Source organism: Rouxiella sp. T17 (genome assembly GCF_036663475.1).
Lineage (GTDB): Bacteria > Pseudomonadota > Gammaproteobacteria > Enterobacterales > Enterobacteriaceae > Rouxiella.
The window spans coordinates 78272-101704 of the sequence record NZ_JAWUEA010000010.1; the positions used below are offsets into that span (position 1 = coordinate 78272).

Genomic DNA, 23433 nt, shown 5'->3' on the forward strand with positions numbered 1-23433 from the left:
ATTATGTCAGCAACACGAATTCGACCTAAAGAAAGAGATGCGATTATACAATCGTTGAAGTCAGGCGTTACGCCAAAAGTTGGGATTCAACATATTCAGGTTGGACGAATCAATGAAATAAAAGCCCTTTATCAAGACATCGAACGTATTGTCGATGGCGGTGCCGGTTTTCGATTAATCATTGGTGAATATGGTTCAGGTAAGACCTTTTTTCTAAGCGTTATACGCTCGATTGCCTTGGAGAAAAAGTTGGTAACACTTAATGCTGATTTATCACCTGATAGACGCCTTCATGCTTCAGGGGGACAAGCACGTAATCTTTATTCCGAACTCATGAAGAATCTTTCCACGCGTAATAAGCCCGATGGCAATGCCTTGCAAAGCGTGGTTGAACGTTTCGTCACAGAAGCCATAAAAGAGGCCGATAACTCAGATCTCACTGTACCCCATGTTATTCACAAGAAACTCGCGGCCTTGTCTGAAATGGTTGGAGGCTACGACTTTGCCAAAGTGATTGAAGCTTTTTGGCAGGGGCATGAGCAGGGCAATGAAAACATCATGTCCAATGCTATTCGCTGGTTAAGAGGCGAATACACCACTAAAACCGATGCAAGAAATGATTTAGGTGTGAGAACTATTATTTCAGATGCTTCATTTTATGATTCTCTGAAGTTAATGAGTCTATTTGTTCGCCAAGCGGGTTACGCAGGTTTACTCGTCAGCCTGGATGAGATGGTCAATCTTTATAAGCTCGGTAATACTCAGGCTCGCATTGCCAATTATGAGCAAATACTGCGTATCTTAAATGATTGTCTACAAGGGTCGGCAGAACATATAGGTTTTCTACTTGGAGGAACGCCGGAGTTCCTCTTTGATCCGCGCAAGGGATTATATAGTTATGAAGCCCTTCAATCGAGATTGGCAGAAAATAGTTTCGCCCAGCGTGCCGGAGTCATTGACTATTCGTCACCTTCGCTACATTTAGCCAGCTTGACGCCTGAAGAGCTTTATATTCTGCTTAGAAACCTGCGCCATGTTTACGCAAGTGGAAATCCTGATAATTATCTGGTTACCGATGAAGTGATTACCGCCTTTCTAAGCCACTGTAGTCATTCCATTGGCGATGCCTACTTTCGCACGCCACGTAATACGATTAAGGCATTTTTGGATATGCTGGCCGTACTCGAACAGAATCCGTCTATTTTTTGGACACAGCTCATTAATAAGCTCGCCATAGAAGAGGATAGGCCAAGTAATATGGATGAAATCGTCGATGCTAATGGGGCCGACGATGATTCTCTTGCAGACTTTAGAGTATGAATGAATATCAACAGCTAGATCCGCGAGTACAAAAATGGATCTACAAGCAAGGCTGGAAGGATCTCCGCGCGCTACAGAAGAAGGCAATCCCGCCTATTTTAGCCGGTGGAAAAGACGTGTTAATTAGCGCAGGCACGGCTGCAGGTAAGACGGAGGCCTTTTTTTTACCGGCTTGCTCAGCCATTGCAGATATTCAGGATAGTTTTGGAATCTTGTATATCAGCCCGCTCAAAGCCTTGATCAATGACCAGAATAGAAGGCTTGAAAGCCTCGGGGAAATGCTGGATATAGCCATTACTCCCTGGCACGGCGATATTGCGCAAAGCAGAAAAACAAAGGCGAAAAAGAATCCTTCAGGGGTTCTCCTTATTACCCCTGAATCGCTCGAAGCGATGCTTATCCGTTCTGCAGGATGGCTAAAACAGGCCTTTTCTAAATTAGCTTATATTGTTATCGATGAATTTCATGCTTTCATCGGCACGGAAAGGGGAATGCAACTGCTTTCACTGTTGAATCGAATAGATTTTATAACGGGAAGATCACAATCGCCTATCCCCAGAGTTGCCCTGAGTGCAACATTGGGGGAGCTGGAAAAAGTGCCTCTCTCTCTTAGACCTAATCAAATACTGACGTGCGAAACTATTACCGATAGTCAGGATGACCTCTCCTTAAAAGTGCAAGTAAGGGGATATCAAGAGCCAACGAACACGCCGAAAAAAGATTCTGAGTCTTTGCCCGCTGCTGAACAGCAAATATGCCAGGATATTTTTCGGCTTTGCCGAGGCGATTCCCATCTGGTATTCGCGAATAGCCGAGAGAGAACTGAAAGTATCGCGGCCACCTTAGGTGATCTCAGCGAGCAGAATTTTGTTCCCAATGAATTTTTTCCGCATCACGGTTCTTTATCCAAAGATCTGCGTGAAACTCTCGAACAGCGATTACAGAAAGGCACTCTGCCTACTACCGCTATTTGTACCATGACGCTGGAGCTGGGGATTGATATAGGTAAAGTCAGTTCTGTAATACAAGTAACAGCGCCACATTCTGTCGCCAGTTTACGCCAGCGTATGGGACGCTCGGGGCGACGTAGCGCCTCGCCTATATTAAGAATGATGGTGATCGAAGATGAATTGAGTCACAAATCAAATATCATTGATCAACTTAGACTCCAGCTTGTGCAGTCATTTGCCATGATAAGACTGCTTATAAACAATAAGTGGTTTGAACCGGCTAATACGCGACAAAAACATTATTCCACGCTGTTTCATCAAATCTTATCAATGGTTGCACAATGGGGCGGGATACGGGCAGACCAGCTTTTTTCACAGTTATGCCGACAAGGCCCGTTCCAAAATGTCACAGTCGAAGACTTTAAATTACTGCTGCGATTTATGTCTGAACAGCATTTCTTGATTCAACTCAACAGCGGTGAATTTATACTGGGTCTTCAAGGTGAGCAACAGGTCAGTCATTATAGTTTTTATGCCGTGTTTAATACGCCAGAAGAGTTTCGTATTGTGGCAGGCAGCAGAACGTTAGGTTCCGTACCTGTAGACTCGCCACTGATGCCCGATCAACATATTATTTTCGGCGGTCGTCGCTGGAAGGTTATTGAAGTGGATAGGCTGAAAAAAGTGATTTTTGTCGAAGCGACTAAGGGAGGTCGGCCTCCTCGATTTAATGGCGGCGGAATGTCTATCCACGATAAAGTCAGACAAGAGATGTTCGACATTTATCAGCAGGGTGATTACCGTATTACCGTTAATGAAAAGAAGGCGGACTTTACTGACGCGCAGGCGAAAGCGCTATTTGATGAGGGATTATATTGGTTCCGTCATCATAACCTCTCAACGGAACGTTTTATTCAAGATGGACCCAATGTCTATATTTTTGCTTGGCTCGGGGATCAAACAGTAAACACACTTTCGGCTTTGCTAATGCTGAAGGGGTTTAAAACCGTCGTGGTATCAGGGATTATTGAGGTTGAAAAAGCAACCATATGGGAAGTCAAACAAGTACTCTCTAACCTGTTTAATAATGGCTTGCCTTCAGAAACCACGCTGGCCGAAAGTATTGCGACAAAGTGCCACGAGAAATTTGATGAATATCTACCCGATCCGCTTTTGAATCAAGAGTATGGCCTGCGGGCATTTAATATACAGGGCGCTCAAGAATGGCTTCTGAATATAAAAAACAGTTTGTGATAATAGCGGTTTTCTAAGGTAAACAATTTTCAAATTTGAGACTAGATGCCAAAAATAAAGTCTAGCAAGATAAGTTAAACTTTCATGGATTTGAATTTATGAAGCAGAAGGGGGAACTTCCTATCGACATAGGGCCGCTTACATTTTACTGTGTCGACTTATGATTGACGTAGCTGCCGATTTGTAGTGTAATTTGCGAGCAGTGAACAAAGTCGTATGAACAGGATAGCGAAAGCTAGGCGACTTTACCGACCATCAAGCGGTTACCAGCCCAAGAGCGGTTATAAAGCGTTCCCAGTAGATTTAATGGCGTTAAAATCAAATAAAGAAGCTCACTTAGGTGGGCTTTTTTATTTGATAGGCTTACCCACCTGGATGTTATGGGCTATCACAAAGAAATTTATCTTTTTCTTTTGAGGACGCCTGGAGCCATGTTTGTCATCACGAATATAAGCACTAATGATATGCAGCCTAAGTTTCCCTCTATTTTCTTTGCTTACCTCCCTATAAAACTAAACAACCGCCACAAATTTGCAAAAGTAAAACGATCGGTTTACTTTTAAAAATATGAATAAACGCGATGATATTTTACAGGCAGCCGAAAAACTGTTTTACACCCACGGTTTTCACCCCACCAGTACCGACCAGATATGCGCGGCAGCGAGGGTATCCACGCGCACGTTTTATCGCTATTTTCCCTCGCGCGAAATGCTGACGAAGTGTGTGATGGAAGAGCGCCAGACGCGATTTTTTGGCGACCTTCATCCTTCGGATCATCCGCAGGCGGTGAATAAACTTTTTGCCGTCCTCGAAAAATGGATGAGTGAGCAGGGCGCGTTAGGGTGCTTTTTTGCCAAGGCGTGGGGAGAATATGCCGAGCAGGATGCCTTGCTGGCGGCGCGGGCGCTGGATTTTCGCTATGCAATTCGTGATTACATCGCCGCCTGCATCGCACAACGTTTTAAAACGTCGGATGATTCGCTCGCCAACGCTATTTGGATGCTGTTCGAAGGCGCAGTCACCGCCGCCGTGATTCAGGGTTCGGCAACGGCTTTTCAAGCTGAGCAGGCGGCCGCGTTATTGATGAATATTCAAGAGAAGCAGCTGTGAAAAGGGCTTTCGCGCTCGGACTCACGGGCTTCTCGCTCATCGCCGTCACCTACGGCATGGCAAGGTTCTCGTGGGGATTAATGATGCCCGCGATTATTCGGGACATTCCTTTTTCGCCCCGCGTTGCGGGCATGATTGCCGCCTGCAGTTATGTTGCTTATTGCCTCGCGATGGCAGCCGCGTCGTTTTGTGTACGACGTTTTGGGCCACGACTCCCCGCTATGATTTCCGCCTTGAGTGCCGCAGCGGGCCTATTCTTGCTCGCCAGCGCCTCATCCTCTCAAATGCTGGCATTCGGGCTGTTTATTGGCGGACTAAGTTCGGGACTGGCTTCTCCGGTGCTGGCGGAGGCGGTGACCCGGTCGATTCCCATCGAGCAGCAAACCGTCGCCAATACCGTGATCAATGCGGGAACCAGCGCGGGCATTATCGCGTCGGTTATCGTGCTGTTTTTAGTACCGGGTGGCTGGCGTATCGCCTGCATAATTTTTGGCGTCATGGCGCTGCTTTGCCTGCCGCCGATTATGCGTTTTATCCCCGGGGAAACGGGCCATTCGTCCGTTGAAACAGCAGGTTGGCATCAGATAATAAGTGAAGGATCGATGAGACGTCTCATCCTGATTTCCTTTGTCAGCGGCACGGCCAGCGCGGCGTGGTGGAGTTTTGGACCTGACATCATGCACCATCAGTTCGCGTTGAAAGAGGCAACCACCAATCTGCTGTGGTTGATCGGCGGCGGCGCCGGGATCCTGGCTGTATTGACGGGGCCAGCGATCAACGCTATCGGCATGAAACATGTTTACCGGCTGTCGCAACTGTTTATGGCGGCTCCTTTACTCCTCTTTGCCCTGCTTCATGGATTTTCCTGGTGGCTGTTTCCTGCAGTGGCGCTTGTCGGCGCGGGTTATGTCATTTTATCGGGCGTGTTGCTGGTTTGCGCGACGTCAACGGCGAAGATTTCATCCGCGTCTGGCGTGGCGGCGGCTTTCTTCGCGCTGGCCGCCGGGCAAATAGCGGGATCGGTTATTTTTGGTCAGCTTTATGCACGAATCGACGCACCTATGGCGCTGAGCGCGTTTGCTGCGCTCTCCATGATGATGTTATTTCTGGTGCCGCGACAAAACGTTGCAACAGAAGGCGGCCAATAAAAGGTCAAACTGAATTTATCAGAATCTTTGTGCCGTTAACGAGACAGAAATTCCAGCAACCGCTCTGTTAACTCGTTGGGGTGCTCTTCCGCCAGCCAATGTCCACAGCCGCTGATGCTGCCCCCACTTACCTCGACGGCGAACTCTTCGAGCATAGGAACCATCCGCGCACCATATGAATGCTCGCCGCCCAGCGCCAGCACGGGAATCGTTAGCGGATCCTGTTTCCAACGCTTGGCGTTTTCATGGTCTTGAGGGAAAGTGCGATACCATTCGAGGCCGCCGCGCAGGTTGCCGGGCTGGGCTAGCGATTGCGCAAACGTGTCGATATCAGCGGCGGGATGCGCGCCAACATCATAGGCGCGGTCATAGATGAAAGCGGAAACGTACTCCCGTTCTCGCCCCTGAATCAGCATCTCCGGCAAATCGCGCTGCATGTGGAAGGCAAAATGCCACACTTTTTCCTTATGAGAATTCGCTTCCCAGCCGCTCCAGCCGGGCTGCGAGGCGTCGAGCACCGCCAAATGAGTTACGGCATCGCGATGCGTAAGCGCCAGCGCCAACGCCGTCATCCCCCCAATATCGTGACCGCAAACGGCATACTTTTCATAACCTAAGGCAGACATGACGGCGTGAACATCTGCTGCGAGCGTACGCTTGTCATAACCGCCCTGCGGTTTGTCGGAATGTCCGGCACCGCGAAGATCGACGGCAATCACCGTGTGATGCTCGGCCAGTTGCGGCATCACGTGACGCCATTCCCACCACGTCTGTGGAAAACCGTGGATCAGCACGAGAGGGGAACCCGTTCCGCCAATGACGGCGTGCAGAGTGACCTCGCCCGCCTTAATCCTTCGATGTTCAAAATTATCTATATTCATGGCAATCGTCCTGTCGAGGCGTGTAGATGTTGCGTATTTCGAAGATCATTCGTTGCAATAATCCTCTGTTTTTTAATCGTTAAACCAGCCTTGCCCCGCAGTCGATGTGAATAGTCTCGCCGGTAATGGCCTTATTTTGCATCAGCAGAATCACGGCCTGCGCCACTTCCTCGGCTGTGACTAAGCGAGGAAGCAGATTTTTCTTCACCACTTCATCGAGGATTTTCACGCCATCACCGGGGAAAATGCTATCCCACATCGGCGTATCGGTGTAACCGGGTGCGACGGCATTGAAGCGAAGCGGGGCGAGCTCCAGCGCCAGCACGCGGGCGAGTTGTTCCGTTGCCATCGTCGCAATGCCGGAAACCCACGCGCCAATGACGGGACGATCAGACGACAAGCCGCCGGTAAAGGTAAAGGATCCGCCGGGACGCATAAGGTTTTGCGCAGCGCGTACCACCTCGACCGATCCCCACAGCCGCTCATCAAACTTGTGTTTAAACGCCTCCAATTCTGGCTCGAGAGGGCTGCCCGTTTTGGTGCTGCCCGCCGCGATATAAACGTGATCGACCGCGTCGAATTGTGAAAATACGCGCTTCAGCGACGCGGGATTATTGATATCCGCAACGGCAATCTCCAGACCCTCAACCGACCGTTGCGCCGCCTCGAGTTTTTCTTGCGTTCTTGCCACAGCGAGAACGTTAGCGCCCAATTCACGCGCCGCCTTGGCAACGGCGAGGCCAATGCCTTCTGAACCGCCGATGATAACAACTTGCTGATTTTGCATGAGTAAACTGCATTCCTTGATTACGTTTAAGGGAGAAATCGGCCAATTTCTTATATTTAGTGACCACTAAAAATTAAACACTTGTGCCTTGCTGTCAAGCTCATATAATGAAGCCATGACAACATCGACCTCCAAAACTGTACTCTCCAAAAACGCCGCCTCTAAACGCGTGACCGCCAAATCCGAGGCGGTAAAATCGCGCGGGCGAAAATCTACTTTTGATCGCGACGCCGCGCTCAATACTGCGCTGGATCTCTTCTGGCGACACGGATACGAAGGCGTTTCTATTGCCGAACTGTGTCTCGCGATCGGCATTGCGCCGCCGAGCCTTTATCATGCTTTTGGCAGCAAATCTGACCTTTATCGCGACGTATTACGACTCTATGCCGCTGGTAATCTGACTGCCGAAGAGATAGCCGAAACATCTTCTGCACGAGATGCCGTGCAGTTAATGCTTGAACGTGGCGTTGAAAAAGTGACTCAGCCTGATAAGCCTGTTGGCTGTATGATCTCAAGCGGCATGCTGATGGTCGGCATTGAAAATCGGGAGATGGCGGCAGAGTTACGGCAAATGCGGGCAGAATTTCGCAATATGATAGAAACTCGCATCGCAAACGACGTCAAGGCTGGATTATTGCCAGACACCACCGATCCCGCCTCGCTCGCCCGTTTTTATGCCACCGTTTTACAGGGTTTATCCGTTGCGGCGGTGGATGGCGCAACGCGCGGCGAACTTGATGCCGTGGTGATTGCCGCCATGCGCGCCTGGCCAGCACAGTGATTTGAATGCATCAGGATTCGATTTTCAGTTAATTCAATAGTTTTAAAATTACGCGCAGTGGTATCAAACTTGCATAGCCTCCTGTTGTGAATTTCATTATTTATTCACCTGAGGTTACGCATTGAATCTTAATACTTATAAATATTTCAACGAAGTGGCGGCAACGGGCTCGATTCGCCGCGCGGCGGACCGTTTGCACGTCGCGCCGTCTGCCGTAAGTCGACAAATTTCTCTGCTCGAACACAGCCTTGGCGTGATGCTGCTTGAACGCAACAATACCGGGATACGATTAACCCCCGCAGGTTTAATGCTGGAACGCTTTACCCGCAAGATGTGCCGTGACCTTGACCGCATTCATGAGTCGATAAAAAGCCTCAAGGGATTGCGGGAAGGCGAGGTTAAAATCTGGGTGATCGAAGCCGTGGTTCAGGTCATTTTGCCGCAGATAATGACCGAATTTAATGAAAACTATCCGGCTATCCAGTTTTCCATCAACAGTGAATCTTCTGACCGCACTATCGAAGCGATTATTCGTGACGAGATAGATATTGGCATCGTGTTTAATATGGACGATCGCCCGGGCATTGAAGTGGTCAAGCGCTGTTCTGCACCAATTCAGTGCCTCGTCTCCCCGCAGCATCCTCTGGCCCAGCGCCAATCGGTCACGCTGGAAGAGATCTGCTTTTATCCGGTCGCCTTGCCCGTCTCCAGTTTTGGCATGCGACAGACCTTCGACAAGGTGACGCGCAGCCTGCATCTCCTTCCGCAATCGATTGTGAATACCAATAATCTTGAGCTGACCAAGGCAATGGCGATTGCCGGGCGAACGGTGACTATCGGGCCGAAACAAATTGCCATGCGCGAAATTGCCCAGAATACGCTGTGCGCGATCCCTATCGAAAACGAGGCCATGCAATCTGCGACCATCGAAATTTGTGTGCATCGCGATCGCACGCTGTCGTTTGCCGCGCATCAGTTTCTCAAGCACCTTTGCAGAGCGTTTATCTGAAAAACTCCCCCTAAACGTGCAGACCAACACGCGCCGTCACTCGACGTTTCTCTGCTGGGCGATGCAGTTTGCGGTGTTCTAAAACAGGCAACGCGGCGTGCTGCATACGGCATTACAGCCTGCTCTCCACCCCGTGATATCTATTGAACATCATAAAATCAGTCATCGCAAAACGACAGGATTAAAGAGGGGAGCACGATGCCAGTCATCATGACGAACGGGATTCGGACGCAGTACCACATTCAGGGCAGCGGACCTGTGATTATTTTTGTTTCCGGGCTGGGCGGCACGGCGGCTTACTGGCAACCTCAGGTCGACGCATTTGCCAACGATTTTACCGTGGTGACCTACGACCAGCGCGGCGCGGGCCTTTCCGACCATCCCGCAGGGCCTTACAGCATCGAAACGTTAACCGACGATCTTTACGCGCTGATTACGGCGTTGAAGCTGGAAAATCCCGTGCTGATCGGTCATTCCACCGGCGGTGCGATTGGGCAAGTTCTGGCCGCGCGTTACCCGACGCTGCTTGCAGGAATGGTACAGTACGCCAGCTGGGCGAAATCCGATCTGCATTTCAACTGGTGTTTTCGCATGCGGCGCGCCTTGCTGGTCGGCAGCCCATTGGAGGAATACGTTCACGGCAGCGCGCTGTTTCTCTATCCGCCGGAACACATTAATTCGCATGCGGAAAGGTTGTCTCCCGCGCTGCTTGCGTCAGCCAGCCGATTTCCGGCGCGTGAGGTCATTCTCAGCCGAATTGACGCCATTATGGCGCACGATGCCACGGCGCTATTGCCTCTGATTCAAACTCCTACGCTGGTGGTCTGTGCGCAGGATGACATTTTGACCCCGCCTTATCAGTCCCGCCTGCTTGCCAGCGCTATTTCGGGCGCAGAGCTGAAAATCGTGGCGCAGGGTGGACACAGTTTTTCGGAAACGCAAACTTCGGAATTTAATCAAATTGCGCGCGACTTTATGGCGAGCATTAACCGTCTGCCTACTGAATCCAGGAGTTATTGATGACCCGTGAAGAAAATCGCAATGTCGAATTTGGCGTCTTTCTACCAGTAGGTAATGGCGGCTGGATAACCTCCACCACGAGCCCGCAGCTGCCAGCAACCTACGACTATAACAAGCAGGTCACAGTGCTGGCCGAGGAGCTGGGTTTTGATTTCGCGCTGTCGATGGCGAAATGGCGCGGCTACGGCGGCCCGTCTCGCCACTGGGATACCACGCTGGAAAGCCTGACCACCATGGCCGGACTGGCCGAAGCAACTAGTCGAATTGGCGTGTGGGGCACTGTGCATACCATGGTTTATCATCCGGCGGTGATCGCCAAGATGTCGGCCGTGCTGGACCAAATATCGAAAGGGCGTTTTGCGCTGAACATTGTTTCGGGCTCGAATCCGTCGGATCAGGGCCAGATGGGATTATGGATGGATCTCGATCACGCCGAGCGTTACGAGCTGGCCGCCGAATGGCTGACGGTGCTGAAGCGCCTTTGGACTGAAGATCGCGTCGACCATCAGGGCAAGCACTATCAGCTGACCGACTGCATGTCGAATCCGAAACCGGTGACGCCGCCGCCTATCATCTGCGCAGGAGCGTCGGATCGCGGATTTTTGTTCACCATGGAACATTGCACCGCCAGTTTCATGCTGGGTTCCGATCACGACGATTTTATTAAAACCGGCTTACGCGCCAAAGAGTTGGCGGTTCAGCAGAACAAGCCCGATTTCAAAACTTATGGCCTGTTTACCATCGTGCCGGGGGCCACCGATGCCGAAGCGCGTGAGCGAGTCGCGCTGTATGACGCGGGCGTGGATACCATCGCATTGGATAACCAGACGCGTGAATATTCCGGCGATAAAAGCTTTAAACACAACACCATGGCGCAGCGTTTTGTTTCTCAGGGGGAGCAGCGTAACTCGATGAGCCGCGCCGCGCTGGTCGGCTCGCCGGAAACTATCGGCAACAAGCTGGCGGCCATTATCAAAGGCGCGCAGCTTGATGGCGTCACGGTCATTGTTCCCGATTTTATCGATGATTTACGCACGGTCGGCACCGAGGTGCTGGAAGTGCTGGAGATGAACGGCGTAAAGACCAACGCCCGCGCATACCAGAAAACCATGAAGTCCTGATTTTTCCTTTTACCCCCTTTTTCCCGCGATGCGGATTGCCAGGAGTCGAGCGATGAAATTGAAGATGATGTTGGCTATTGCAGTATCTGCTGCTTTCGGTTGCAGCGCCGTGGTTCATGCGGATGACAGCAAACCGCGCGTGGCGGCCTTATTCACCCAGACCGTCACTCAGGGTTCATGGGACATGGCGGGCTATGCGGCGTTCAAAAGCATGGCCAGCAAAGAAGGATTCACGCCGAGCTATCTCGAGCATACCACCTATGAATCGGCGCCCGCGGTGCTGCGGCAGTTGGCATCGGACGGCGTGAAACTGATCATCGCGCACTCATCCGGTTATTCGGCGGCTATTAAGGAAGTAGCGCCGTCGTTCCCGAATACCCAGTTCGTGCTTTATTCCTATGAGGGATCCACCGCCAATCTGCCGAACTATTCCGCCTGGTCTGTCGATTGGGACGAATATGGCTTCGTGCTGGGCGCGTTGGCGGCATCGGCCAGTAAATCCGGTCACATTGCGGTGATAAGCGGCGAGCCGATTCCGTCGGCGGAACGCACCGTGCAATTCATCAAAAAAGGCGCGGCCTACGTCAATCCAAAAATAGTGGTTGATTCGGCCTACGTGGGCTCGTTTACCGACGTGGCGCGGGCCAAGGAAATTGCCACCGGCGCTATCGCTCGCGGGGCAGACTTTGTGATACCGGCCGCCGACACGGCCGATGCCGGTATTCAGCAGGCGGCGGACGAGGGCGAGGTGCTCACCATTGGCTCTTACACCGACCAATCAAAAGCGTTCCCTAATTCCGTGATGACCTCAACCATCATGAACTTCAACAAATCTTACGCCGATATTGGCAAACATTTCACCGATCACCAGCTGGGTAATCGCATCATCACCGAAAATCTGGCGACCCAAGGCTGGACGCTTGCCACGCCGTTTGCCCATGTCGATAAAGGCGTGCAGGACAAGGTATTCAAAGTCATCGACGACCTTAAATCCGGCAAGATCAAGATAGAGGAATAGCCTCATGTCCAGCCCGCTCATCGAACTCGACCACGTCTCGAAGCGCTATCCCAACGGATTTTTGGCGCTGGAAAAGGTCAATCTGGCGTTTTATCCGGGGGAGATCCACGCCTTGCTGGGCGAGAATGGCGCGGGCAAATCGACGCTGATGAATATTCTCTACGGCGTGCATGAACCGACAGAGGGCGGCGTGCTGATGAACGGCCGTCAGGTTATCCACCGTCGACCGGCCGATGCGATTGCCAACGGCATCGGCATGGTTCATCAGCATTTCAAGCTGGTGGCCTCGTTTACGGTGGCCGAGAATCTGGCGCTGGTGGCGCGTGGCGATCGGCGCAAAGCCTTTCGTCGTCCGGCGGATATTCGCGCCTTTATGCAAAATTATGGCGTAGAGCTGGACCCCGCTGCCGTCGTCGGCCATCTGCCGCTGGCGTTGCAGCAGCGGGTGGAAATCCTTAAGGCGCTGGTCAATGACACCCGCGTGCTGCTGCTGGATGAACCTTCGACCATCCTTACGCCAACCGAAATCACCGCGCTGTACGCCACGGTGCGCCGAATCTGCGAGAAGGGCACGGCGGTGGCGGTCGTGACCCACAACGTGGATGAAGTGCTGGCCAACGCCGATCGTTACACCATTCTGCGCCGTGGGAAAACCAACGGCAGCGGGCCGACGCGGGGCTGTACGCCTGAAGAGTTAGTAGAAAAAATCGTTGGCCGAGCCGTGGCGACTGGCACGCGGCTTGGCGCGCATCGTCAGGCGGGTGATGAACGGATGCGGGTCAGCGCCGTCAACCTTCGCCCTTCGAGCGGATCGCCGGGATTGCACGACATCAATCTCGTGCTGTCGGCGGGTGAGGTGATTGGCGTAGCGGGCGTCGAAGGCAACGGCCAGACCGAACTTTTCGAGCTGCTGGCCGGACAGCGTCAGGCTGACAGCGGCACGCTTCGCCGTAGCCACGCGGCAATCACGCTGGCGCTGGTCCCGCAGGATCGCCATCACGAAGGCCTGTCGCTGGACCTGCCGGTTTCTCATAATCTGCTTTACCCAAAAATCATGCAGGGCGAATACCGCCGCTTTGGCCTGCTGCATCACGCGGCTATTGCCACGCGCGCGCAGGAAATGATTGAGCAGTCTGATATTCGTACCCATTCCCACGCCAGCCCGGCGCGTTCGCTGTCGGGCGGTAATCAGCAAAAGATTGTCGTGGCGCGGGCGATGGCCGAGTCGGCGTCGATAGTGCTGGTTTATCAACCCACGCGCGGGCTCGACATGGCGGCGGCCGACACGGTGCTGACCCGTCTCGCCGACGCAGCCGACGCGGGTACGACGGTGATGATCATCTCCTCGAACATCGAAGAGTTAATTCGTCTCGCCGATCGCATCGTAGTGATGAACGGTGGACGAATTAGCGGCGAAGTGTCAGGTGATGAGATGACCATCGAAAAAATCGGCAGCCTGATGACCTCGAGTCAGGGCAGATCGTCCAACGTTGCAGGGGAACATCATGTCTGACTCGATAAAACCGCTGGCTGAAACCAGCGCCTCTTTTCGCCGCGTGCTGGCGCAGCTCGGCGCTTATCGCTCGCTGTGGGTGACGCTAAGCGCCTTCGTCGGCTCGCTGATTCTTGGCTTGGCGCTGATTAGCGCGATGGGCGTGCCGCTTCATTCGGCGATCGGCGTGGCGTTTGAAGGCGCGTTCGGCAACCTCCGCGCGCTGTCCGACACGCTGGTGTTTATGACGCCGCGCCTGCTGGTGGCGCTCGGCGCGCTGATCGCCATTCGCGGCGGCATGTTCAACCTTGGCGGCGAAGGGCAGTTACAGATGGGCGCGATTGGCGCGATGCTGCCGTTTCTGGCGTTTGGCGATATTGGTCCGCTGCTGCTGCCGCTCGCCATTCTCAGCGGCGCGCTGTGCGGTGCTCTGTGGGGCGCGATTCCTGCCGTATTGAAAATCTGGCGCGGCATCGACGAGATTATCGTCACGCTGATGATGAATTTCATCGCCATCTATTTCCTGAAATATTTGGTGCAGGGGCCGATGCGCCCCGTCGGATCCAATTTTAATATGTCGGCGCAGCTGCCGCCGAACGGCGTGTTTCACTCCGTCATTGAAGGAACGCGGTTGCACGCGGGCGTTTTTCTGGCGCTGCTGATTGCGCTGGCGGTCTGGGTCATGCTGAAACATAGCGCCTTTGGCCTGAGGCTGCGCGCCAGCGGCCAAAGTCCGCGCTTTGTGCAACTTCAGGGGCAATCGGCGACCAAAACGGTGCTGACCAGCATGGCGCTTTCCGGCGCGGTCGGCGGGCTGGCGGGCACGTTTGAGGTGCTCGGCGTGCAGTATCGGCTGATCGACGGCTTCTCGTCGGGTCTAGGATTCGAAGGGCTGGCGGTGTCGTTTCTCGCGGGTCTCGAACCTGTCGGCGCGGTGATTGTATCGCTCTATTTTGGGGCGATAAACAGCGCGGCGCTGGCGCTGCAAACCAACTTTTCAATTCCGGCAGCGCTGGCCGATGTGCTGGCGGGCATGCCAATTCTGCTGCTGGCGGTGTTAAGCGGCGTGATGCTCGTTAAGGGGAGGCCGGTATGGAATTCAACACTGTAACGCTGGCGCTGTTTCTGGCCGGAGGTTTGCGATTGTGTGTGCCGGTGCTGCTGGCGGCGCTGGGGGAAACCGTCTCCGAGCGCGCGGGTCTCTTCACTATCGGGCTGGAAGGGTTGATGCTGTTTGGTGCCTGCGCCTCGGCGGTAGGATTGGCGCTCAGCGGCTCGCCCGTGGTTGCGCTGTTCGCTGGCGTGTTGGGCGGGTTGCTCGCGGCGGCGATACTGGCTCTGGGCACGGTGCTGGCTCGCGCCAATCAAATTGTGATGGGCATCGGCTTTAATCTGTTCGCGATTGGGGCGACGTCGCTGATTCGCCAACTCTGGTTGAGCGGCGCACCGGCGGCGGGTTCGATGCGTTCGGTTTCCATGCTCAAGCTGCCGTGGCTGGCGGACTTGCCTGTCGTCGGCAGGGCGCTGTTCTCGCAAAGCCCGGTATTTTATCTTGCGCTGCTGGTTACGTTGGGTCTTTGGTGGCTGTTCCGCGCGACCCGTCTCGGCCTGCTGCTGCGCGCGGTGGGTGAAAACGCGCTCGCCGCCGATGCCGCCGGACATTCGGTGCTGCGTCTGCGTTTAGGGGCCGCGATATTCACCGGACTGATGGCCGGACTCGGCGGCGCCTATCTTTGCATCGTGGCCTCGGGCGGCACCTTCGTCGACAACATGACCTCGGGGCGCGGTTATCTGGCTATCGCCATCACTATTTTCGCCCGCTGGATGCCGCTGCGGGTATTACTTGTGGCAGTGCTGCTGGGCCTGCTCGAAGCCCTGCAATTCCAGGGACAATATCTTGGCATTAATATCTCGCCGTCGTTATTGATGGCTATTCCGTTCGTCGTTGCACTACTCGCCTGGATCATGATGGGTCGAGCAGGCGCGGCACCCAATGATTTAGGCCGTCCTTTCCTGCGAGGGTCCGGACGCTAAAGATTTTTAGTTATGTAAAACAGACAATTATGGGCTGTGGCCCGCATCAGGAGAAACAGATGAATCAGGCAATCAATCCCGAAGGCTGGATTATCGGCAAGACCGCGACCGGCCTCAATCACCTTAACTGGGGCATTAAAGCGGGCAATCATGTTTACGTGGCCGGTATGCTTTCAACCGATCCGATTGATGGCAGCATCGTGGGCGAGGGGGATATTGAAGTGCAGACCCGTCGCGTGCTGGACAGCATTAAAGTGGTGCTTGAATCGGCGGGCAGCAGTATGGACCACGCGGTGATGAACCAGATTTTTTTGCGTAATCTCGACGATTACCATAAGTTTAACGAGATTTACGTCAGCTATTTCCCGGCGCTGCTGCCTGCACGCTTTTGCGTCAAGCTTGAAATGGTTCGCCCGGAATTTCTGGTCGAGATAGCCACCACGGCGGTGATTCCCGATTAATTGCACTCTCTCGGTTTAGAAAGGATAGGTCTATGCAATACCGTTATCTCGGACGCAGTGGGCTCAAGGTTTCCGAAATCTGTTTGGGAACGATGATGTTTGGCGGCGTGACCGACGAAGCGACGTCGCAGCGCATTATCGCTGACGCGCGTGCCAGCGGAGTCAATTTCATCGATACCGCCGACGTATACAACAAGGGGGAATCCGAACGCGTGGTGGGTCGCGCCATCGCCGCAGAGCGCGACCGCTGGGTGCTCGCCACCAAAGTCGGCAACCCGATGGGCGACGAACCGAATCAGCGCGGCATGTCGCGCAAGTGGATCCGCGAAGGCGTACACGGCTCACTGAAGCGTTTAGGCACCGATTACATTGATGTGCTCTACATGCACAAAGCCGATTTTGCGGCACCGCTCGAAGAAATGGTGCTCGCCTTCGCCGATTTGATTCGCGAAGGGAAAATTGGCTATTTTGCCGTCTCTAACTTCAAAGCCTGGCGTTTGGCCGAAACCGTGCGGCTGGCGCGAGAAGCGGGCATCGCCGGACCGGTTGCCACTCAGCCCCTTTATAACCTTGCCAACCGCGAGGCGGAGGTCGAGATATTGCCTTCCGCCGCCTATTTTGGCGTCGGCACCGTCTGCTACAGCCCGCTGGCGCGCGGCATCTTGACCGGAAAATATCGTCAGGACGTCGCACCCGACAGCAACAGTCGCGCCGGTCGTGCGGATCCGCGCATGATGGAAGCGGAATGGCGGCCAGAGTCGTTGCAGGTCGCAGGCGAGTTAGCCTCCTATGCCGAACGCACCGGACGGCAACCCGCGCATTTCGCCCAGGCGTGGGTGATGCGCAATCAGCTGGTCACCAGCACCTTGGTCGGTCCGCGCACCTTCGAACAGTGGCGCGACGGCATGGCGGCGCTCGACTGTCCGTGGTCGACAGAAGATGATGCGTTTTGTGATCAGCTGGTTTCACCCGGAAAAAGTTCCACTCTGGGTCCGGTCGATCCTCATCATCCGATTGAAGGTCGCATCGTCCGCGAGTGAAAACGGCTTTTTATTCCATCAATACAATCATTACAATCAACAAGTTAACAATTGCTGAATTTAGTAAAACGGAATGAAATAAAAATGCCGCGTTACAGCGGCATCATGATTATTACGTCAATCTCCAGCATGAGCTCCGGTTCGGCCAGACCAGCAACTTGAAATAACGTGCTGGCGGGCAACTCCAGACCGGCAAAGAAGCGTTCGCGTATCGGATGAATTTCTGGCACCAGCGCGAGAGAGGTCACATAGGTCGTGGTGCGCACAATGCTGTCCCTGTCGACGCCCAATCCCGCCAGTAGCCGATCGATATTGGCATAAACCTGCTCGACCTGCTTTTTCATATCGCCAATGCCAACGACATTTCCTTCTTCGTCCCACGCCACTTGTCCCGTTGGAAATACCGGCGTTCCCGGCCTGATTTTGACATGATTGTAATAGCTGCGGGCTTTCAGTCCTTGCGGATTAACGATGGGCATAGTGCTCCTCAAGTTTCAGGTGATAACAGGGATCAACGTCACAAGATTAGCACTCGCCGCCGGAGAGCCGTAAACGTATTTCGGCTATGCCGCGTTGCCTAAAAAGCAACAGCGGTTGATACGCGGCATTCTTTTATAAAATTTATGTTTCCTCCCACCTGTTGACAGGGTAGTCTCATGAACCGTCATAAAATGCCGGCCGTAGTGTGAGCAACCTTTGAACAAAACTAGAATAAAATCAGTGTAAACAGGACATGTATGGACTCCACCCTCATTTCGACTACCCCCTGTAAAGAGACATCCTCCCTCAACCGTGCCCGCCGCGCTGCCTGGGGTAGCTTCGCCGGTGCCGTCGTAGACTGGTATGATTTTCTGCTCTATGGCATCACCGCCGCCCTGGTATTTAACCGTGAATTCTTTCCGCAAATCAGCCCCGCGATGGGTTCGATTGCCGCGTTGGCGACCTTTGGCGTCGGTTTTCTGTTCCGGCCACTCGGCGGCATAATCTTCGGCCATTTTGGCGATCGCCTAGGCCGTAAACGCATGCTGATGATGACCGTCTGGATCATGGGTCTGGCGACGGCGCTAATCGGCCTGCTACCGACGTTTAACATGATTGGCTGGTGGGCGCCGGTGCTGCTGGTGACGTTACGAGCGATTCAAGGTTTTGCCGTCGGCGGCGAGTGGGGCGGGGCGGCCGTGCTATCGGTTGAAAGTGCGCCCGAGAAGAAAAAGGCGTTCTATTCTAGCGGCGTGCAGATTGGCTATGGCGTTGGTTTGTTGCTCTCGACCGGACTGGTGTCGCTGATTAGCCATTCGACCACTGACCAGCAGTTTCTGAGCTGGGGCTGGCGCATTCCTTTCCTCTTCAGCACCGTGTTGGTTATCGCGGCGCTGTGGGTGCGCAATGGCATTGTGGAATCCGCCGAATTTGAACAGCAAACTCAAAAGCAACCTGAAGCGAAAGCAAAACAGCGCCTGCCGGTAGTTGAGGCGTTACTGCGTCATCCGGGTGCGTTTTTGAAGATTATCGCCCTGCGCCTTTGCGAACTGCTGACCATGTATATCGTCACCACATTTGCGTTGAGTTATTCCACGCAGAATCTTGGCTTGCCGCGCGATCTGTTCCTCAACATCGGCTTGCTGGTGGGCGGCCTGAGCTGCTTGACGATTCCTTGCTTCGCCTGGCTGGCCGACCGTTTTGGTCGCCGCCGAATTTACATCACCGGCGCGCTGGTCGGCATGCTTAGCGCCTTCCCGTTCTTTATGGCGTTGGAAGCGCATTCAATGTTTTGGATAGTCTTCTTCGCCATTATGCTGGCGAACGTTGCCCATGACATGGTGGTCTGCGTGCAGCAGCCAATGTTTACCGAGATGTTTGGCGCGAGTTATCGCTACAGCGGCGCGGGCGTGGGTTATCAGGTCGCCAGCGTAGTGGGCGGTGGATTTACGCCTTTAATTGCCGCCTCGCTGGTCACGTTTTCTGGCGGCGATTGGCACAGCGTAGCCCTTTATTTGCTGGCAGGCTGTGTGCTTTCCGCCGTTACCGCCCTGATGATGAAAAAGGCGCGGTGATAAAAGCAGCCCGTTTAAGATATTTTAAACGGGCCTGTTACCTTTCATGATCAGTAAATCTGCATTTTATGATGCTTGAATGAGCTATTATTCTTTGAAGGCGACAAGTTTTTTGAGCTTCGTTTCATGGGCGAGAAATTCTGGATTTGCTGGCGCGTAGTGTTGATTGTCGCCAAAAATGGCCACGAAGCTATTATCGGCAAGATCGGCATCAGGAAAGCTTTTGTCAAAATATATTGAAAATTCGAAACACGCTTCGCTGCGTCCTCGTTGTAAGTTATAGGCAAACAGCACGGAATGCCTTTCGTCCAACTCTTCGCCGTCTTCTTTTAGCGCAAACGCTCTTCCTTGTACGTAGTAATTTCCCGTCGCGTTATCAATCTGCCGATAGTCAAATCTGTCCGTTCTCATCGTCGAAAACAAAAATTTAGAAGAGCCTAAAATCAGGCAGTCATCGCACACTTTTGCACAGAGATATCGGTTAAATCTTCCGGCTGGGCCTATCAAATAGTTAACGTCAAACAAATTAAGGTAACTACTGCCATGCCAACCATCGGCCGCAATCGCGGGAGGAATGTTATCAACGAAATAAAAGTTATTGGTTTCAATCTTCATCACAATATCTCACCAGAGTAAATGAAATACTTATAATTATAGTTGGCTTTCGTTGCAAGTTTGCCAGCAAAAATTTTAGTGAGGAACTTTTTAATTAATCATGTGCTCAATGCACTAAAAATAGAAGGCTAAATTACTTCGATATAGTCACACTTAAATAACTTCAATTTAATTTAAGATATTTTAAGTTTTTGGTAAAAAAATAAAGAAATGCAAAATTTACTTTTTAAAATCACCAGTAGATTTGTGATGTTTGTCCTATACATGCCCGCAATTATATTATAATTTTCTAGAAATCTTGTTTTCAACGCACCTTATATTTCCATCTTCGAAATGGCATACCATAAATTGCTTTGCTTGGGCAAGGATGATTATCATGATAAAAGAATTTTTGCATTCAGTGCCTGTTGGGCTGAATAACGAAGTGCAAATCGGAATTTTATTAAGCTATTTCAAAAATCATGCCCGCAATCAGGAGTTGTTAGACATTCTGCTTATCGATGCAGGCTATCTGGATTTTCTTATCGAGTACAAGGGCGAGGTATTCATTGAAAGTATCACCGTCGAAGATGGGTCCATGAATGATAATATCTACACGTTACATTATTCAGTGCCCTACACTTCATTGCGAAACGTTTCGGCGGATAGTGAAAAAACCTACCGGACTCACATCAATTTTACTCTTTGTCGAACACGAATTTTCTTTGATGCATCAATTCCGAATATCTTCGTACCGCTGTATTGAAAAATAACTACAGAAGAAAAGTTGATAATCCAATAAGTTATATTGCGCGCATCGAATTTTTAATCTGAGTGTAGACCAATAGGCAAAGCGCATTGCTCTGATGTTATTCTCTATGATGCGGTGAGAAATTAGTGTTTATTAAAAAGGGGCAGATTATTTGACTGATGCCCAAAATCTTACCTATATTTACTATCCAGCATCGTAATTTTTCGATTCCAACGTTTCAGAAGAGGTTGACGTTATGACTCAATCATCCCTGTCCGCCGTCGAGCAGCTTAAGGCCTCGATTATTCAGTCGAAAGACCATTTTTTTAACGGGCAGGAAGCCATTACCGAAACCTGTCAGGAGCTTTGTTCAACGGGGTACTCCTCTCAAAAAGCAGGCGTCAGTAAGCATGAGCTTATCTTCGGCCTGATAAACAGGCTGGAGTTGGAAACCGATGAAGAGCGATGTGAGTGTTATCGAGATGCTTTGAAAATAGTCGTACAAAGCAGCCTCGAAGAGTGGGTGAGGCCCTGAATAGTAGGCCGTAAGGCGTGGCGACAATAACGCTGCGTGCCAGAGAAATTCTTGATTCGACAGGAGTTCCATCCGTGGCTGACCAAGTGGTTTTGTCTGAGATTGATGCCCTCAGTTATGATTCAAACACGCATGTACTGGCAATAGATTTTCACAATGGCGAAACTTATCAATACGTTGCCATTCCTTGCTATCTTTATCAGGCTTTTATTGATGCGGATAACAAAGAAGAATTTTTTGCCCTGCATATCAAGGAGGCTTTCCACTCCAGGAAGGCTGACCGACTCATCGCGTAGACCGATTACCTATCCAGTTAATGAAATGGATGGCCTAAATAAAACTGTTAAGTAAACAAAGAAAGACCGGCTGATATGCCGGTCTTTTGCTGTCACTTGCCAATAACCTATTAATTATAAAAAGCAATTATAAACAGCCATTACTGGGGCGTAACCAGATAGCGGACGACGGGCAGAGGATCTGCCTGATGGAAGGCATAAATTCGGTCCTGAATTTTCCGATCGTTCATGGTGTAACGCTCAAGCTGGCGCAAATGCTCCATCCATGACCCCACGATAAAAGTCTCGACAAAAATCCCCGGCTGCAAAATGTCTTCATACACCGCCCAGTTGATGGCCCCGCCGCGACGGCGAACGCGTCTCATGTCCTGCATGCAGAGCGTGAAGGCGCGCGCATCGTCCTGACGAATCAGATATTCATAGCTCACCTGCACCGGACCGCGATCGTGGTGGATATCCAGCTCGGGGATCGGTTCGCAAAGCTCGCTGACATCCAGATTCAAATCCGGGTCTTTATCCAGACGCCAGCGCAGCACCGTGAGACAGGCCAGCGCCATGCCCAGCGTCGCGACGCAGAGTGACACCGGAATGCCGTAGCGAGAAGCCAGCTGACCCCAAATGGCGCTGCCTACCGTCATCGAACCAAAGAAAACGGTAAGATAGACCGCCAGAGCGCGCGCTTTTACCCATTTCGCCGCGCTGCGCTGCGCGCCGATGTTGAGCGTAGAGAGCACGGCAATCCACGCAAAACCGGTGAAAAACTCAAAGGCGTTAAGCAGCCAAAAGTTTCTGATAAACGCCAGCGCCAGCATAGTGGCGGCAAACATCAGGCTCGCCAGCACCATTAACCGATCGGCGTTGAACAGCTTGCGCAGTCGGGGCAGCAATATTGCACCGCAGATGGCACCCACGCCAATAAAGGCCAGCATAATGCCGTAGCCGCCCGGCCCCAGATTCAGCTCGCGACGCGCTACCAGCGGCAACAGCGCCCAGCCCGCGCTGCCGAAAACGAAAAATGCGACGGTACGCACCAGCACGTTTCTCAGCACCGGCGCGGCGTGGACGTAACGCACGCCAGCTCGCACGGCAGAAAAAAAGTGTTCGGGCGGCAAACGCTGGACGTTGGGTTCCGCCTTCCAGCGATAGAGCACCCACGCGACGCCCAACACTGACAGCGCGTTGAGCAGAAATACCATCCACGGCCCTGCAAAAGAAAGGATCAGGCCGCCGAGCGCCGGGCCGATGGCGCGGCTGATATTAATGCCCAGCGAGTTAAGCGCAATGGCCGAGCCAAGCTCCTCCTTTTTCACTAGATCGGGCACGATGGCCTGAAACGGCGGCGAGCTCATTGCGGCGCCCGCGCTCATCAAAAAGGCGGCAATCAGCAGCACCGGCGGGGTGATGTGGCCGGTAAAAGAGAGCACCGTCAGGCCCGTGGCGGCAATAAAGACCCACAGCTGGGAAAACAGCAGGTATTTACGTCGGTCGATGATATCCGCCAGCACGCCGGAGGGCAGGGCGAACAGAAACATCGGCAGGCTGCTCGCCGCCTGCACCAGCGCCACGCTGAGCGGGTCGGCGCTGAGCGTCAGCATGGTCCAGTTAATGCCGACGTCATTCATCCATGAGCCGATATTCGAGACCACCGTCGCTATCCACAGCATGCGAAAAACGGGCTGACGCAGGGGCTGCCACGGTGACGAAGCCTCGACGCTAACCGCCGGGGAATCAGCGTCTTTCTCTTCCTCTATTACGTTATTTATCATGTTAGTCATGA

23 protein-coding genes are annotated in these 23433 nt (G+C 52.6%); 18 read left to right on the forward strand and 5 right to left on the reverse strand.

Features of this window, described 5'->3' with window-relative positions; translation table 11 throughout:
* Positions 1-3 precede the first annotated feature (3 nt).
* From SC206_RS02825 to SC206_RS02840, 4 genes are all read left to right on the forward strand, one after another.
* On the forward strand, positions 4-1320 hold the full coding sequence (locus tag SC206_RS02825; protein ID WP_332733998.1) for an ATP-binding protein: 1317 nt from the start codon (positions 4-6) through the stop codon (positions 1318-1320).
* Positions 1317-3524 (forward strand): DEAD/DEAH box helicase, encoded by a 2208-nt coding sequence (locus SC206_RS02830; RefSeq protein WP_332734000.1) that lies wholly within the window; start codon positions 1317-1319, stop codon positions 3522-3524. Before SC206_RS02825 ends, SC206_RS02830 begins: the two co-directional genes overlap by 4 nt.
* Before the next feature lie 567 nt (positions 3525-4091).
* Complete coding sequence (locus SC206_RS02835; RefSeq protein ID WP_332734002.1) at positions 4092-4634, forward strand: TetR/AcrR family transcriptional regulator; 543 nt, start codon at positions 4092-4094, stop codon at positions 4632-4634.
* The gene (locus SC206_RS02840; protein ID WP_332734004.1) at positions 4631-5782 is read left to right on the forward strand and encodes an MFS transporter; all 1152 of its coding nucleotides are present in this window, start codon (positions 4631-4633) and stop codon (positions 5780-5782) included. Before SC206_RS02835 ends, SC206_RS02840 begins: the two co-directional genes overlap by 4 nt.
* Before the next feature lie 35 nt (positions 5783-5817).
* On the opposite strand, the gene SC206_RS02845 is transcribed toward SC206_RS02840, so the two are convergent.
* Together SC206_RS02845 and SC206_RS02850 are read right to left on the reverse strand one after the other, a co-directional pair.
* Complete coding sequence (locus SC206_RS02845; protein ID WP_332734007.1) at positions 5818-6663, reverse strand: alpha/beta fold hydrolase; 846 nt, start codon at positions 6661-6663, stop codon at positions 5818-5820.
* A 79-nt stretch (positions 6664-6742) separates the two neighbouring features.
* A complete protein-coding gene (locus tag SC206_RS02850; protein WP_332734009.1) occupies positions 6743-7450 on the reverse strand; it encodes an SDR family oxidoreductase in 708 nt (235 codons plus the stop codon).
* 115 nt (positions 7451-7565) lie between these two features.
* On the opposite strand from SC206_RS02850, the gene SC206_RS02855 reads away from it, so the two are divergent.
* From SC206_RS02855 to SC206_RS02900, 10 genes are all read left to right on the forward strand, one after another.
* Positions 7566-8231: a TetR/AcrR family transcriptional regulator gene (locus tag SC206_RS02855; RefSeq protein WP_332734011.1), complete on the forward strand. Its 666-nt coding sequence runs from the start codon at positions 7566-7568 to the stop codon at positions 8229-8231.
* Between the two features lie 121 nt (positions 8232-8352).
* Complete coding sequence (locus SC206_RS02860) at positions 8353-9240, forward strand: LysR family transcriptional regulator (protein ID WP_332734013.1); 888 nt, start codon at positions 8353-8355, stop codon at positions 9238-9240.
* A gap of 198 nt (positions 9241-9438) precedes the next feature.
* Positions 9439-10260, forward strand: a complete 822-nt coding sequence (locus tag SC206_RS02865) for an alpha/beta fold hydrolase (protein ID WP_332734015.1) — start codon at positions 9439-9441, stop codon at positions 10258-10260.
* A complete protein-coding gene (locus tag SC206_RS02870) occupies positions 10260-11381 on the forward strand; it encodes an LLM class flavin-dependent oxidoreductase (RefSeq protein ID WP_332734017.1) in 1122 nt (373 codons plus the stop codon). Before SC206_RS02865 ends, SC206_RS02870 begins: the two co-directional genes overlap by 1 nt.
* 52 nt (positions 11382-11433) lie before the next feature.
* Positions 11434-12399, forward strand: a complete 966-nt coding sequence (locus SC206_RS02875; protein ID WP_332734019.1) for a BMP family protein — start codon at positions 11434-11436, stop codon at positions 12397-12399.
* A gap of 4 nt (positions 12400-12403) precedes the next feature.
* Entirely contained in the window at positions 12404-13912 is a 1509-nt protein-coding gene (locus SC206_RS02880; RefSeq protein ID WP_332734021.1) for an ABC transporter ATP-binding protein, read from the forward strand.
* Positions 13905-15002, forward strand: coding sequence for an ABC transporter permease (locus tag SC206_RS02885; protein ID WP_332734023.1), 1098 nt, complete (start codon positions 13905-13907; stop codon positions 15000-15002). Before SC206_RS02880 ends, SC206_RS02885 begins: the two co-directional genes overlap by 8 nt.
* Positions 14984-15925: an ABC transporter permease gene (locus SC206_RS02890; protein ID WP_332734026.1), complete on the forward strand. Its 942-nt coding sequence runs from the start codon at positions 14984-14986 to the stop codon at positions 15923-15925. The genes SC206_RS02885 and SC206_RS02890 overlap by 19 nt, the downstream gene beginning before the upstream one ends.
* Positions 15926-15984: 59 nt before the next feature.
* A complete protein-coding gene (locus tag SC206_RS02895; protein ID WP_332734028.1) occupies positions 15985-16386 on the forward strand; it encodes a Rid family hydrolase in 402 nt (133 codons plus the stop codon).
* Positions 16387-16418: 32 nt separating this feature from the next.
* Entirely contained in the window at positions 16419-17426 is a 1008-nt protein-coding gene (locus SC206_RS02900) for an aldo/keto reductase (RefSeq protein ID WP_332734030.1), read from the forward strand.
* A 92-nt stretch (positions 17427-17518) separates the two neighbouring features.
* Here SC206_RS02900 and SC206_RS02905 read toward each other — a convergent pair whose 3' ends face one another.
* Entirely contained in the window at positions 17519-17905 is a 387-nt protein-coding gene (locus SC206_RS02905; RefSeq protein WP_332734032.1) for a RidA family protein, read from the reverse strand.
* Positions 17906-18163: 258 nt separating this feature from the next.
* On the opposite strand from SC206_RS02905, the gene shiA reads away from it, so the two are divergent.
* Positions 18164-19480 (forward strand): shikimate transporter, encoded by a 1317-nt coding sequence (shiA, locus tag SC206_RS02910; RefSeq protein WP_332734034.1) that lies wholly within the window; start codon positions 18164-18166, stop codon positions 19478-19480.
* 87 nt (positions 19481-19567) lie between these two features.
* Here the strand turns inward: shiA and SC206_RS02915 are convergent, their stop codons facing one another.
* Positions 19568-20098, reverse strand: a complete 531-nt coding sequence (locus SC206_RS02915) for a hypothetical protein (protein ID WP_332734036.1) — start codon at positions 20096-20098, stop codon at positions 19568-19570.
* Between the two features lie 373 nt (positions 20099-20471).
* Between SC206_RS02915 and SC206_RS02920 the strand changes: the two genes are divergently transcribed.
* From SC206_RS02920 to SC206_RS02930, 3 genes are all read left to right on the forward strand, one after another.
* Positions 20472-20840 carry a hypothetical protein gene (locus SC206_RS02920; protein WP_332734038.1) on the forward strand — a complete coding sequence of 123 codons (369 nt, stop codon included), beginning with the start codon at positions 20472-20474 and terminating at the stop codon, positions 20838-20840.
* 241 nt (positions 20841-21081) lie between these two features.
* Positions 21082-21360: a biofilm development regulator YmgB/AriR family protein gene (locus SC206_RS02925; protein WP_332734040.1), complete on the forward strand. Its 279-nt coding sequence runs from the start codon at positions 21082-21084 to the stop codon at positions 21358-21360.
* Positions 21361-21434: 74 nt separating this feature from the next.
* On the forward strand, positions 21435-21656 hold the full coding sequence (locus SC206_RS02930) for a KTSC domain-containing protein (protein WP_332734042.1): 222 nt from the start codon (positions 21435-21437) through the stop codon (positions 21654-21656).
* A 140-nt stretch (positions 21657-21796) separates the two neighbouring features.
* On the opposite strand, the gene SC206_RS02935 is transcribed toward SC206_RS02930, so the two are convergent.
* Positions 21797-23422, reverse strand: coding sequence for an MFS transporter (locus SC206_RS02935; protein ID WP_332734044.1), 1626 nt, complete (start codon positions 23420-23422; stop codon positions 21797-21799).
* Positions 23423-23433 lie beyond the last annotated feature (11 nt).